The organism is Rugosimonospora africana, assembly GCF_016862975.1.
Classification (GTDB): Bacteria; Actinomycetota; Actinomycetes; order Mycobacteriales; family Micromonosporaceae; genus Rugosimonospora; species Rugosimonospora africana.
Map to the genome: position 1 here is coordinate 274,840 of NZ_BONZ01000027.1, position 13,693 is coordinate 288,532.

At 71.1% G+C, this 13,693-nt stretch carries 12 protein-coding genes; 8 read left to right on the top strand and 4 right to left on the bottom strand.

Going from position 1 to position 13,693, the window contains the following annotated elements; genetic code table 11:
• The first annotated feature begins 23 nt into the window (after positions 1-23).
• Genes hypD through hypB form a run of 4 tightly spaced genes read left to right on the top strand, consistent with a single transcriptional unit; the run spans position 24 to position 3,421 of the window.
• Positions 24-1,151, top strand: a complete 1,128-nt coding sequence (gene hypD / locus Raf01_RS14780) for a hydrogenase formation protein HypD (RefSeq protein WP_203918411.1) — start codon at positions 24-26, stop codon at positions 1,149-1,151.
• Positions 1,148-2,239, top strand: coding sequence for a hydrogenase expression/formation protein HypE (gene hypE / locus Raf01_RS14785; protein WP_275412986.1), 1,092 nt, complete (start codon positions 1,148-1,150; stop codon positions 2,237-2,239). The genes hypD and hypE overlap by 4 nt, the downstream gene beginning before the upstream one ends.
• An 11-nt stretch (positions 2,240-2,250) precedes the next feature.
• On the top strand, positions 2,251-2,613 hold the full coding sequence (locus Raf01_RS14790) for a hydrogenase maturation nickel metallochaperone HypA/HybF (protein ID WP_203918412.1): 363 nt from the start codon (positions 2,251-2,253) through the stop codon (positions 2,611-2,613).
• Between the two features lies 1 nt (position 2,614).
• A complete protein-coding gene (gene hypB / locus Raf01_RS14795; RefSeq protein ID WP_239133615.1) occupies positions 2,615-3,421 on the top strand; it encodes a hydrogenase nickel incorporation protein HypB in 807 nt (268 codons plus the stop codon).
• Here hypB and Raf01_RS14800 read toward each other — a convergent pair.
• The 3 genes from Raf01_RS14800 to Raf01_RS14810 form a co-directional block, all read right to left on the bottom strand.
• The gene (locus Raf01_RS14800; protein WP_373319530.1) at positions 3,403-4,422 is read right to left on the bottom strand and encodes an acetamidase/formamidase family protein; all 1,020 of its coding nucleotides are present in this window, start codon (positions 4,420-4,422) and stop codon (positions 3,403-3,405) included. The two genes, hypB and Raf01_RS14800, sit on opposite strands and share 19 nt — an antisense overlap.
• Positions 4,423-4,433: 11 nt before the next feature.
• On the bottom strand, positions 4,434-5,933 hold the full coding sequence (locus Raf01_RS14805; protein ID WP_203918414.1) for an APC family permease: 1,500 nt from the start codon (positions 5,931-5,933) through the stop codon (positions 4,434-4,436).
• Positions 5,934-6,036: 103 nt separating this feature from the next.
• On the bottom strand, positions 6,037-7,491 hold the full coding sequence (locus Raf01_RS14810; RefSeq protein WP_203918415.1) for an amidase: 1,455 nt from the start codon (positions 7,489-7,491) through the stop codon (positions 6,037-6,039).
• A gap of 294 nt (positions 7,492-7,785) precedes the next feature.
• Here Raf01_RS14810 and Raf01_RS14815 point away from each other — a divergent pair, with 294 nt between their 5' ends.
• The 4 genes from Raf01_RS14815 (at position 7,786) to Raf01_RS14830 (ending at position 12,122) form a co-directional block, all read left to right on the top strand.
• Positions 7,786-9,318, top strand: a complete 1,533-nt coding sequence (locus tag Raf01_RS14815; protein ID WP_203918416.1) for a glycoside hydrolase family 3 protein — start codon at positions 7,786-7,788, stop codon at positions 9,316-9,318.
• 74 nt (positions 9,319-9,392) lie between these two features.
• Positions 9,393-10,085 carry a TrbL/VirB6 family protein gene (locus Raf01_RS14820; RefSeq protein WP_203918417.1) on the top strand — a complete coding sequence of 231 codons (693 nt, stop codon included), beginning with the start codon at positions 9,393-9,395 and terminating at the stop codon, positions 10,083-10,085.
• Positions 10,086-10,226: 141 nt separating this feature from the next.
• Complete coding sequence (locus Raf01_RS14825) at positions 10,227-10,610, top strand: DnaJ family domain-containing protein (RefSeq protein WP_203918418.1); 384 nt, start codon at positions 10,227-10,229, stop codon at positions 10,608-10,610.
• A gap of 258 nt (positions 10,611-10,868) precedes the next feature.
• Positions 10,869-12,122 carry a low temperature requirement protein A gene (locus tag Raf01_RS14830; protein ID WP_203918419.1) on the top strand — a complete coding sequence of 418 codons (1,254 nt, stop codon included), beginning with the start codon at positions 10,869-10,871 and terminating at the stop codon, positions 12,120-12,122.
• Between the two features lie 94 nt (positions 12,123-12,216).
• On the opposite strand, the gene Raf01_RS14835 is transcribed toward Raf01_RS14830, so the two are convergent.
• Positions 12,217-13,662 (bottom strand): FG-GAP repeat domain-containing protein, encoded by a 1,446-nt coding sequence (locus Raf01_RS14835; protein ID WP_203918420.1) that lies wholly within the window; start codon positions 13,660-13,662, stop codon positions 12,217-12,219.
• Positions 13,663-13,693 lie beyond the last annotated feature (31 nt).

Sequence of the window (13,693 nt, forward strand, 5' to 3'; positions counted from 1 at the left end):
AGGTGAGCGGGGAAGGGACACACATGCGGTACGTGGACGAGTTCCGCGACGCGGACCGGGCGCGGGCGCTGGCATCGCGCATCGCGCGGCTCGCCGAACCGGGGCGGGAGTACAAGTTCATGGAGGTGTGCGGCGGTCACACGCACACCATCTACAAGCACGGGCTGGAGGACTACCTGCCGGAGAACATCACGCTGGTGCACGGGCCGGGGTGCCCGGTGTGCGTGATCCCGATGGGTCGGGTGGACGACGCGATCCACATCGCCCGGCAGCCGGGGGTGCTCATGACGTCGTTCGGCGACATGATGCGGGTACCGGGAGGCAACGGCTCGTTCTTCGACTCGAACGCGCGGGACACGAACATCCGCATGGTGTACTCGCCGCTGGACGCGCTCGCGATCGCGCGGGACCGGCCGGAACTGCGGGTCGTGTTCATGGCCATCGGATTCGAGACGACCGCACCGTCCACCGCGATGACGCTGCTGCGGGCGAAGGCCGAGGGGCTGCGCAACTTCTTCGTCTTCGCCAACCACGTCACCATCATCCCGGCCATCAAAGCCATCCTCGACTCGCCGGACCTGAGGCTGGACGGGTTCCTCGGCCCGGGCCACGTGTCCACGGTGATCGGCTGCCGGCCGTACGAGTTCATCGCGCGCGACTACGGCAAACCGGTGGTGGTGGCCGGCTTCGAGCCGCTGGACATCCTGCAGTCCATCTACCTCTTGATGCTCCAGCTGTCGCAGGGGCGCTGCGCGGTGGAGAACCAGTACGGCCGGGTGGTTCCCTGGGACGGCAACCCGATCGCGTTGCGGGCGATCACCCAGACGATGCGGCTGCGGCCGTACTTCGAGTGGCGAGGGCTGGGTTTCATCACGTCGTCGGCGCTGCGGCTGCGCGAGGAGTTCGCCGCGTTCGACGCCGAGCAGGTCTTCGAGCTGCCCGGGCTTCGGGTCGCCGATCCGAAGTCGTGCCAGTGCGGCGAGGTGCTCAAGGGCGTGCTCAAGCCGTGGGAGTGCAAGGTGTTCGGCACGGCGTGTACGCCGGAGACGCCGATCGGCACGTGCATGGTGTCCCCCGAGGGGGCCTGCGCGGCGTACTACAACTTCGGCCGGTTCAGCCGGCAACGGGTCAGGGAGGCGAGTCGCGCGTGAGTGTCGCGCATGAGCAAGTCGCGCATGAGCAACAGGTACTCGCCCGCATCGAGCGGGTACGGCGCGGGAGCGCCAGGCTGCGGGAGCAGCGCGTCACGATGGCGCACGGGGCCGGTGGCAAGGCCACCCAGACCCTGGTCGAGTCGGTGTTCCTGCGCAGGCTCGGCAATCCGGTGCTGGACCGGCTGGAGGACGCCGCCGAACTGGTCGCCGGCGGCGCGCGGCTGGCGTTCACCACCGACTCGTACGTGGTGTCGCCGCTGTTCTTCCCGGGCGGGAACATCGGTGACCTCGCGGTCAACGGAACCGTCAACGACCTCGCCGTCCAGGGTGCCACGCCGATGTTCCTGTCGGCCGGGTTCATCCTGGAGGAGGGCTTCGCCGTCGAGCACCTGGAGCGCATCGTGGCGTCGATGGCCGAGGCCGCCGCCGCGGCGGGCGTCCAGGTGGTCACCGGCGACACGAAGGTGGTGCAGCGCGGCGGCGCCGACGGCTGTTACATCAACACCGCCGGGATCGGCACGATGGTTCCGGGCGTGCACCTGTCCATCGCCTCGGTACGGCCGGGCGACGTGGTGCTGGTCTCCGGACCGGTGGGCGAGCACGGGGTCACCGTCATGCTGGCGCGCGGAGAGCTGAACATCGAGGCCGACGTGACCTCCGACACCGCACCGCTGTCCGGCATGGTGGCGGCGCTGCTGCGCGCCGTACCGGGGGTGCGGGCGCTGCGCGACGCGACCCGGGGCGGGGTGGCGACCGTACTCAACGAGATCGCCAAGGCAGCCGACGTGTCGGTGGTGGTGGACGAGGTCGCCGTACCGGTGCGTCCACCGGTGCGCGGCACCGCGGAACTGCTCGGCATCGACCCGCTCTACGTGGCCTGCGAGGGGCGCATGGTCGCGGTGGTCGGCCCGGACGACGCGCAGACCGCCCTGGACACCCTGCGGTCCCACCCGGGCGGCGAGCAGGCGGCCATCATCGGCAGGGTCGCCGCCGACCCGCCCGGGTTGGTGTTGCTGAACACCGTCTTCGGCGGCACCCGCATCGTCGACCTGCTCGTCGGCGACCCGCTGCCGCGCATCTGCTGAGGGGGTCCGGCATGCACGAACTGGCGATCGCGGAGAGCATCGTGGAGGCGATCGGGCTGCGGTGCGGCGAGGCGCGGGTGACGCGCGTGCGGCTGTCGGTGGGCCGGCTGTCCGGCGTGGTACCCGACGCCATCCGGTTCTGCTTCGACCTCGCGGCGGCCGGTACCACTGTGGACGGTGCGCGGCTCGACATCGAGGAGCCGGACGGCTGGGCGCGGTGCCGCTCGTGCGGCGAGGAGTTCCGCGTCGACGATCCGATCCTGTTGTGTGCCTGTGGCAGCGCCGACGTCGAGGTGCTGCACGGGCAGGACCTGACCATCCGATCCGTCGAGACGGTCCGATCCGAGACTGTCCAATCCGTCGAGGTGACCTGACATGTGTGGAAGCTGCGGCTGTGCCGCCCCGATGGCCGCCGCCCCGATCGCCGCCGCCCCCACGATCGCTGCTACCACTACCGTCCCCCTTGAGCAGCGGGTACTGGAGAAGAACGACCGGTTGGCGGCGCGCAACCGGGAGTGGCTGGCGAACCGGAACATCTTCGCCGTCAACCTGATGAGTTCACCCGGGTCGGGCAAGACCACGCTGCTGGAGCGCACCGTCCGGGAGGTCGCCCGCTCGACCCCGGTGTCGGTCATCGAGGGCGACCAGGAGACCGCGCTGGACTCGTGGCGGCTGCGTGCGGCGGGGTGTCGCACACTCCAGGTCAACACCGGCACCGGATGTCACCTCGACGCGGCGATGATGGCCCGGGCGCTGCGCGAGCTGGACCCGCCCGAGGGATCGGTGCTGTTCGTGGAGAATGTCGGCAACCTGGTCTGCCCGGCGCTGTTCGACCTGGGGGAGAGTGCCCGGGCGGTGGTCGTCTCGGTGACCGAGGGCGCGGACAAGCCACTGAAGTACCCGCACATGTTCCGCGGCGCGGACCTGCTCCTGCTCAACAAGGTGGACCTGCTGCCGTACCTGGAGGTGGATCTCGCCGCGTTCGAGCGGGCGGTCGCGGCGGTACGGCCGGGGCTCGCGCCGATGCCGGTGTCGGCCACCCGCGGCGACGGGTTGGCGGACTGGTACGCCTGGCTGCGCGACCGGCAGGCGCAGAACCGGCAGGACCCGCAGAGCCGCGAAGACCCGCAGCACCGCCAAGACACGCAGCGCCGGCGGGATCCTCAGCGGCTGGCCAGGTAGGCGGCGGCCTGCTCACGCAGCCTGGTGTGCACGCCGCCCGCCGCGGGCGACCCGGGCAGCCACTGCTTGCGGATCTTCGCGACCGACGTGTAGTTGGTGTCCACCACGTTTGCCAGCGGTGCCTCCACCGCCTGCGACAGCAGCTGGTACCCGTCGAGCGCCGGCAGCCCGTAGTCGGACTCCAGCCACTGCACCAGGTCGAGTTGGGCGATCCGGAACGCGTCCTCCAGCGGCCGGGCCGACCCGGTCGACATGATGTGCGTGTCCGACTCCAGGCGGGGCCACGGGCACGGCCACCCCTTGATGAGGTCGACGATGACGACCGTGTCCATCGCGCACTCCACGGCGACGCCACAGGTTTCGCCCTCGCCCTGCCGGGCGTGCCCGTCGCCGAGGGAGAACAGCGCGCCCTCCACGTTGACGCCGAGGTAGCAGGTGACGCCGGCGCGCATCTCCGGGGTGTCCATGTTGCCGCCATGCGAGTCCGGTACCAGCGAGGAGCGCGCCTCCAGGTTCGCCGGTGCGACGCCGACCGTGCCGTGCATCGGGTCCATCGGCAGGTCCACTGTGTACTCGCTGAACCGTGACTCGAAGCGGCACAGCCGGCGCTCCCGGTCGAGCTGCCAGATCCACACCACCTCGGGCAGCGGCGGCTGCAGGGTCGCGGTCGCGTGTGTGGACGTCAGCGCGCCGAACAGCGGTACGGTCGTGGACGCGGCCCAGTCCCGGGCCGGTTCGAGCGACACGAAGTGCACGGCCAGCGTGTCGCCCGGTTCCGCACCCTCCACATAGAACGGTCCGGTCTGCGGGTTGACGAACGGGAACTCCACCACCCGGGACACGAGGTCGTCGACTCCGCGTACCCGTCCGGCGAAGCAGTCCTCGGTGAACAGCTCCAGTACCGTGCCGGGAGCCACCCGCGCGACCGGCGGGACGCCGCCGAACGTCCAGACGTAGTCACCCGCCGAGGGCCGGAACCTGAGCACGCCCGCCCCGCTCACACTTGCCCCGGTCATACCGGAGCCACTGGAATCGCCGGGACGGACGGTTGCTCGCCGGGCTCGTCACCGAGCTCCTCGTCCAGGTGCACCCGGGCCACGTCGGCGACCCGCTGCGGGTGCCGGCGGTACAGCCACATCAGGTAGCCGATGCCGAGCACCATCCAGATCGCGACGGCCGGGCCGGCGTACGAGATCGGTGGCGTCAGGGTGGACACGAACGAGAACACCGGCAGCCCGGCCGCGGTCAACCAGGCCGGCACGAACGCCAGGACGCCGAGCACCGGGACCACGACGTGCAGCACGATGTTCCGATCCGCGCGCCGCCGCCGCAGGAAGTACGCGATGCAGGTGACGTTCGTGACCACGTAGATGGCGACCAGCAGGATGACGATGCCGGTGCCCACCACGGAGAACGCGGTCACCGGGTCGTACCCGAAGCCCAACCCCAGGGACACCGCGACGGTTGCCGCGGTCACCAGGAGGATCGCCACGTACGGCGAGCGGTGCCGGGTCGCGATGCGGGCCAGCCGGTACGGGAACGCGCCGATGCGGCCCATCGCGTACGCGGTGCGGCTGGACACGTTGACGCCCGCGTTCGCGTTCGCGATGGTGGAGTTCACGATGGCCAGGAACACGAAGAACCAGAAGAGCCCGTAGAACTGCCGGGCGAGCCCCTCCCAGGACGAGGCACCGGAGCTGCCGAACGTGGCGAACTTGTCCGGACCGAAGGCGACATCCACCGCGTACGTGGTGACGATGTAGAGAACGCCGATCGTCAGGGTCGCACCGAGCACCGCGCGGCGGATGGTGCGCCGCGGGTCGCGTGCCTCCTCGGCCAGCGGCGCGGCGCCCTCGAATCCGCCGAACGCGAGGATGGTGAAGATGGAGCCGGCGATGACGCCGGTGATGCCGTGGTGGTCGGCCGGGGTGTGCCCGGTGCCGAACACGGACAGCGTGTTGCCGTGTCCCGCGTGGATGATCAGCAGCACGGCGAGCACCAGGAACACGCCGATCTCGAACACCCCGAGGATCGTGCCGAGGCCGGCCGACGCGCGTACGCCGTACAGACCGGCGGCCATCACGATGAGCGCGCCCAGGATGGTCCACGGCCACCACAGATTCGCAGGGTAGCCGGAGAACTCGGAGTTGATGGTCGACGCGGTGGTGAAACCCAGCTGGAGCAGGACGAGCGGCGAGATGAGGATGCCGACGAGCACGTACGCCCAGGCGACCAGGAACCCGACGGCGTTGTGCAGGCCGTTGGCCGCGTAGGTCGCGAGAGACCCGGCGGCCGGCATGTGCTTGGCCAGTTCGGCGACGCACACCGCGGAGAACAGGCAGGCGATGAGCGCGAAGACCACGGCCAGCGGCAGCGAACCACCGGCGAACGCGGCGCCGGCCGGGATCGAGGCGGCGATGGCGGCTCCGGGCGCCATGTCCGTGATGCTCTGGAAGAGGACCTCGCGCAGACCGATCGCGTCGCGGCGAAGCGCGGGTGGATTAGTTGCCATGGTAGCCCCCCAACCGAGGTGACCATGAAGGTTGAGGTGACCGTACATCCGACGACCTGAATTGAGAAGTGGTCACGGGCAACTCGCGGCGCTATCGAGGCGGTTACCGCCCGAGAAGGGGCGGATCGCCCAGGGACACCTCGGCCGCCCGCCCGGCGCGCAGCACGTCCACCTCGCGCAGCGGCCGCCCGACGAGTTGCACGCCGATCGGCAACCCGCCCGCCGACAGTCCACCAGCCGAGAGTTCACCGGCCGACAGTCCACCAGGGACAGACAGCGCCGGCAGGCGGGCCACGTTGAAGACCGAGGTGAGTCGGGTCAGCGCCCACTCGATGTGCAGGTCCCGGTCGCCGACGTCGACGCGGCCGGCGCCGATCGGCGGAGCGGGCAGCGGCTCGGTGGCGGCCAGCAGCACGTCGACCCGGCGCAGCGCGGCGTCCAACCAGCGGGTGAGGCGGTCCAGGACCGGCCGCCCCGCGGCCAGCTCGGCGGCGGTCGGTGGGGTGAGTGACAGGTTCGCGCGCAGGTCGGGCCCGAACATTTCCGGGTACCCGCGGAATGCCGCGCGATGATACGGCTCGGCCTCGGCGAGCACGATGTCGAAGACCCGATCGGTGACCGGGCCGAAGTCGGGCGCGTCGAGGTTCTCCACCACGGCGCCCCGGTCGGCGAGGCGTCCGGCGCACCGGGCCACGACGCCGGCCACCTCGGCGTCGAGGACGTCGGAGAACCAGCCGCCCAGCCAGCCCACCCGCAGGCCGGTCAGGTCCCCCTCCTCGTCCCGGCCCAGACCGGCCCGGGTGCCGACCCCGGCCTCCCCGGCGCTCCCTGCGCGCCCCGCTGCACCGCTCAGTACGTCGAACAGCAGCGCGGTGTCGGCCACCGTCCGGGCCAGCGGGCCGGCGTGGTCGAGCGACGGTGCCAGGGGTACCGCGCCGGTCAGGTCGATCAGTCCGTACGTCGGCTTCAGCCCGACACAGCCGCACAGCGCGGCCGGAATCCGTACGCTGCCGCACGTGTCGGTACCCACGCTGGCCAGCGCGGTACGGGCGACGAGCGACGCGGCCGACCCGCCCGACGAGCCGCCTGGGATTCGGTCGAGGTCCCACGGATTGCGGGTCGGCCCGAAGTGTGGGTTGGTCGTGGTGCCGCCCCAGGCGAACTCGTGCGTGGCGTGCTTGCCCAGCAGGACAGCGCCGGCCTCGCGCAGCCGGGCGGCCACCGCCGAGTCGGTCGCCGGTACGTGATCCCGGCGCAGTGCCGATCCGGCCGTGGTGCGCACCCCAGCGGTGTCGAACAGATCCTTGAGCCCGACCGGCAGCCCGTGCAGCGGGCCGCGATGCCGCCCGTGCGCGATGTCGTGCTCGGCCGCCCGCGCGTCCCGTCGGGCGGCATCGGCGACGACCGTGGTGTACGCGTTGATCGCCGGGTCGACCGCGGCGATGCGGTCGAGGTACGCCTCGGTCAGTTCGACGGGGGACAGCTGGCCGCCGGTCACCGCCGCGGACGCCTCGTTGAGCGTCAAGCGGGTCAGGTCGCCGCCCGAAGGATCCGTCACGGATCCGCCTCCCTCCGCGACCGTCCTCGGTCTCTCTCCCATCGAACAGAGCCGTCCGTCGAACAGAGGCATCAGTCGAACAGCGCCATCAGTCGAACAGCGCCACCCATCCAACAGGGGCCGTCCATCGAACAGGGCCGTTCGTTCGGCAGGGTCGCCTATTGAACACCGCTGATTCTGCGAGGCTACTCACCGGATGGAAACTGATAAGTTTCTTGACTGTTTCGGTGATCTCACCGAGAATTTGACACCACAATGGATCGCCTCGACGGCGGGGACACCCGAGGAGCGCATATGGCACGCGGCCACGCCCGTAGCCTCGAACTTGAACGGCTGGCGGACGCGGTGCTGCAGCCCGGGTTCGAAGGCACGAGTCCACCGCCGTGGTTGCTGCGCCGGCTGGAGTCCGGACTCGGCGGGGTCGCGCTGTTCAGCCGCAACATCACCGGCCGGGAGCAGGTGGCCGCGCTCACCGCCGCGCTGCGCGGGGCAAATCCCGACGTCATCGTCGCCGTCGACGAGGAAGCCGGCGACGTCACCCGGCTGGAGGCGCGTACCGGCAGCACCCGGCCGGGCAACTACGCGCTCGGTACGGTCGACGACCCCGACCTCACCGCCGAGGTGGCCCGGGACGTCGGGCGCGACCTCGCCGAGGCCGGAGTCACCCTGAACTACGCGCCGGACGCGGACGTCAACTCCAACCCGGACAACCCGGTCATCGGTGTGCGCGCGTTCGGCGCCGACCCGGACCTGGTCGCCCGGCACACCCGGGCCTGGATCACCGGCCAGCAGTCGGCGGGCGTCGCCGCGTGCGCCAAGCACTTTCCCGGGCACGGCAACACCAGCGCCGACTCGCACCACCTCATCCCGGTCATCTCCGCGACCCGTGCCGAGCTGGACGAGTGTGAACTGGTCCCGTTCCGCGCGGCCATCGCGGCCGGCGTGCGCGCCATCATGACCGGCCACCTGCTGGTACCGGCGGTCGACGAGGACCTGCCCGCGACGCTGAGCCGGCGGGTGATGACCGACCTGCTGCGCGGCGAGCTGGGCTACACCGGGCTCGTGGTGACCGACGGGATCGAGATGCGTGCGGTGACCGGCCCGTACGGGCTCGCCGGCGCGACGGTACGGGCTCTCGCGGCCGGTGTCGACGCGGTCTGTGTCGGCGGCGATCACGCCGACGAGCACACTGCGACGCTGCTGCGTGACGCGATCGTGGCCGCGGTCGTCGACGGCGACCTGCCCGAGGCGCGGCTGGTCGAGGCCGCCAGCCGGGTCGCTGAACTGGCCGCGTGGACCGCCGGGCAGCGCGCTCTGGCGGATGACCGGAGGCCGCCGCGGGACGGCCAGCTCGGGCTGGCCGCGGCCCGGCGCGCGATCCGCCTCACCGCGCCGGTGGGCAGCCGGCTGTTGCCGCTGTCGGGCGCCCCTCACGTCGTGGAGCTGTCGCCGCCCAGCAACATCGCGGTCGGCGACGACGTTCCGTGGGGCATGATCGACCTGTTCGCCGCCGCGCTGCCCGGTACCACCGGGGTTCGGCTGGGAGAGACCGACTTCGTCGACGGCGTGGACCTGCACCAGGTCGCCCTGGCACCGGCGACCGGCCGCCCGATCGTGATCGTGGTGCGCGACGCGCACCGCCACGAGTGGGTCGCGCAGGCGTTGAAGGTACTGATCGGTGCGCGCGACGACTGCGTCGTGGTGGAGACCGGGCTGGCCGGCGCGGTGTACGGCGCGGTGCACGTATCCACCTCGGGGGGCAGCCTGGCCTGCCGCCAGGCGGCGGCCGAGCTTCTGCTCGGGACGGCCAATACCGCCGGCGTTTGACGCACCGGTGCGCAGCGGCCGAGAATCGCTCATCCGGAGATGGGCGGTGTTCGATGCGACGAAGGATCGGCCGCGTGATGCTGTTGGCCGGGCCCGCGCTGGCTGGGCTTGCGCTGGCTGGGCGTGCGTTGGCTGAGCCCGCACTGGCCGGGCCCGCACTGGCCGGGCCCACATCGGCCGGTCGTGCGCTGTCCGGTCGTGCGTTGGCCGGCCGTGCGCTCTCCGGGCGTGCGCTGGCCGGCGTGGCGTTGGCCAGCCTCGTGTTGGCCGGGTGCGCCCAGGGCGGCTCCGGGACTCCGCCGGCCGGCTCGCCCGCGGCGCGGGCCACGGTACCGCCACCGGCCGCGACCGCCACGCGCGCCGGGCAGCCCTCGCGCGACGCGTCGGCGAGTGCGGTGGACACACCCGGGTCGGCGGGCCAGGCGACCACCGCGCTGATCGAGTTTGGGCGCCGGGGCGGCATCGCGGGCCTGGTCGATCGGTTGGAGGTCCGCCAGGACGGCGGGTTCACGCTGTTCCGGCTCAAGCCGAGCGTGAACCGGACCGGTCGGTTGACCGCGACCGAACTGGCCGACCTGAACCGGAAGATCGACGCTTCCGGCTTCGCGAGCCTGCCCGGAGTCGAGAACGCCTCCGGCAACGACCTGTTCGTCTACCACCTGACCTACCGGAGCTGGCAGATTCTCGCGCAGGACGGCGGCATCGCCGCGCCGCTCGCGCCGGTGATCGCCGCGCTGTCCGGGATCGTGGAGAAGTACGGATCCTGAAGTACGGATCATGGAGGCCTCGGGGCCTCGACGTACCCTTGAAGACGGTGCCATTCCGACTGGTCTGGCTCGGCGCGTCCGCGGCGCCTCTGTGCCGCACCGCGACCCAGACCAGTCGTCGCCCCGAGGAGGTTCACCTTCGTGTCGAGTCCGTACGAATCGCCCGTCGACCGTCAGATCCGGGAAGCGCAGGAGCGCGGCGACTTCGACGACCTGCCCGGCATGGGCAAGCCGCTGCCCGGATACGGCGAGTCCTACGACGAGAACTGGTGGGTCAAGGACTGGGTACGGCGGGAGAACATCACCGGCGTGCTGCCCACCACCCTGCGGCTGCGCAGGGAGGCCGAGGACCTGATGCGCACGGTCGCGAAGAAGCCCACCGAATCCGCGGTCCGGGAGTTCGTCACCGATCTCAACGAGCGCATCCGCCGGGCCCGGCGGGGACTGGCCGACGGCCCTTCGGTCGTGCTGCCGGACTTCGACGTCGACGGGGTCGTCGAGGCCTGGCGCCAGCAGCGAGCCTGACACCGCGGTCAATTCTGACACCGCGGCCGATCCCTGACGCGGCCGATCCTGACGCGGCCGATCCTGACGCGGCCGATCCTGACGCGGCCGATTCCGAACCGGAGCGCCATCGCCGGTTGAGCCAGCGCGGCGAGCAAGCGCGCCGGAACGGCGGTCAGGGCGCCGCTCGGCCGATAACATCCGGCGTATCCACCCTCGGGCGCGCCACTGTCCGGTGATCGCGGCCACGAGTGCGGTGGCGGATCGGGCGGAGTGGGGATGGCAGCGCCAAGCGGCGAGGGTCATGGCCTGCGGGTACCGGGCACCGCCACCCAGGTCACCCCGACCGAGCTGTTCTTCGACCTGGTCTACGTGCTCGCCGTGACGCAGCTGACCCGACTGCTGCGCGAGGACCTGACCTGGCGCGGCGCGGTGCACACCACGCTGCTGCTGCTCGCGGTCTGGTGGGCCTGGACCGACACCGCGTGGACCACCAACTGGTTCGATCCGAACCAGTCGAGCGTGCGCCTCATGCTGCTGGTGGTCATGATGCTCAGCCTGGTCCTGTCCGGGACGCTCACCGACGCGTACGGCGGGCGGGGCCTGTGGTTCGCCGGAGCGTACGCGGCCATTCAGCTGGGGCGTACCGGCTTCGCCGTGGCACGCCTGGCGCGGGGCTCCCGGTTGCGGCGCAACTTCCAGCGGTTCATGGTCTGGAAGGTCGTCGCCGCGGCACTGTGGATCGCCGGCGGCCTGGTGCACGAGTCGGCCCGGACCGGGGTGTGGGCGGTCGGCGTCGTCATCGAGTACGCCGCCGCACCGCTGGGCTTCTACGTGCCCGGGTTGGGGCGCTCCGGCCCCGGGGACTGGCAGATCAGCGGCGAGCACCTGGCCGCCCGGTACCAGCAGTTCGTTCTCGTCGCGCTCGGCGAGTCGGTGCTGGTCGCCGGGACCGCGTTCGACGCCCTGCCGGAACATCCGGCGGTGCTCGGCGCGTTCGTGGTCGTGTTCGCCGGCAGTGTGGCGCTGTGGTGGATCTACTTCGACCGCTTCGCCGAGGCGGCGACCCGGGTGATCGGCAGCGTCTCGGACCCGGGACGGCTGGGTCGCTCGGCGTACACGTACTTCCAGTTGCCCATCATCGCCGGCGTCATCGTGTCCGCGGTCGGCGACGACCTGGTCATCGCGCACCCCGGTGGCCCCCCGAACACGGCGACCACGGTCACCGTGCTGGCCGGGCCGGCGCTGTTCCTGATCGGTCATGCGCTGTTCAAGAAGTCGGTGTTCAATCTGCTCTCCCCGGCGCGCCTGGGTGCCGTCGCGTTGCTCGGGGCACTGGCGGCGGTGGCACCGGTGGTGCCCCCGACGGCCCTGTCCGGGATGGCCGCGGCCGTGGTCGTCGCGGTCGCGGTGTACGACCGGTGGAGGCAGGTGAAGCATCCGCCGCACCGCGAACTCGCCGCGAGCCCCGGGCAAGCCGCGAGTCCCGGGGAAGCCGCCGGCCACGACGGCGAGCCCCGCTCCGGCGGGTAGCCGGAGCGGGGCCGTGTCGCGGATCGGTTGTCTCGCAGACCGATCGTGATGCGGATCGGTCGTGTCGCGGACCGGTCGTTGTGTCGGTCGGTCGTTATATGGTCGGAACGTCGCCGTTCAGCCCCCAGCCGAGGGTCGAGGTGGCGAAGTTGGAGCTGTACCGCGTATACCAGGTGCCCATCGGCGAGCGGTACAACGCCTGATCTGTCTTGCCGTCGCCGTCGTAGTCTCCCGGCACCGGCAGGTCCGTGCTCGCGCCCCAGCCGAGCATCGAGGCGGTGTGGGTCGCGCTGTAACGGGCATACCAGGTGCCCGTCGACGGCCGGTACAGCGCCTGGTCGGTCTTGCCGTCGCCGTCGTAGTCCGCCTGGATCGGCAGGTCGCCGGTGACGCCCCAGACCTCCGGGGCGATCCGGGTCGGGTCCGAGCTGTAGCGGATGTACCAGGCGCTCGACGACGGCCGGTACAGAGCCTCGTCGGTTCTGTCGTCGCCGTCGTAGTCGCCGGGCACCGGGATGTCGCCCGGTTGCCCCCACACCACCTTCATCACCGTGGAGTTGCTGCTCCGGCGGACGTACCAGGCACTGGTGGAGGAGCGGTACAGGGCGGGATCGGCCCGCCCGTCCCCGTCGTAGTCGGCGGGAACCGGGATGTCGCCGCCGGTACCCCAGGCAAGGACGGTGACGCTGTGGTCGGAGCTGTTGCGGATGTACCACGTGCCGTTGCGGTACAGCGCCTCGTCGGTCTTGCCGTCTCCGTCGTAGTCACCGGGTACCGGGATGTCGCCCTTCTGGCCCCAGTTCAGCACCTCGACCGACTGGTCCGAGCTGTACCGGATGTACCAGGTACCCGTCGATGGCCGGAACAGCGCCTGGTCGGTCTTGCCGTCCCCGTCGTAGTCGCCGTTCGGGTGGGTGACCGGGCCGATGATCAGGCGGTTGTACCGGTACGGCGACATCTGGTAGCCGTCGAAGTAGGGATAGGGAATCTGGCGGTAGTGGGTACCGCCGTCGCCGCTCTGCTCGTATCCCCAGTAGCTGGTGTGCGCCGTGTCGGCCCAGTGGTCGAAGATCACCACGTGGCCGGCCGCGCCGATGCCCGGGTTGATGAGCAGGTCGGCCTGGACGAGCTGGCTCTTGTCGATCGGCGTCGTCATGGAGCGCTGAGCCATCTCCGAGGTGACGTACCCAGGCTTCGCCCAGCCGAAGGCCATCGACACGTAGCCGGAGCAGTCGGTGCGGTACCCCTGGAGGGTCCGCGACACCGAGTACGGCTGCGGCCCCCCACGGCTCGCGTGCAGCCACGTCTGCGCCCGGCTGATGACCTCCGCCTGGGTGACGGTGGGCAGCGCGTTGGGTGAGACGGTGGGCATCGGCGCGAGCTGGGGTTCGTTCGGCTGGCCCGGGTTCGCCCAGAACGGGATCTGTGCCGCCGGTTTGGCGGCTTCGGCCGATGCCCGTGGCGCGGACACCAGCATGGTCGGAACCCCGACGGCGAGCATGACGCCCAGGCCGGCGAGGTACAACGCGGGTCTTCGCATGGATTCTCCTCTTCGTTCGGGTAACAAGATC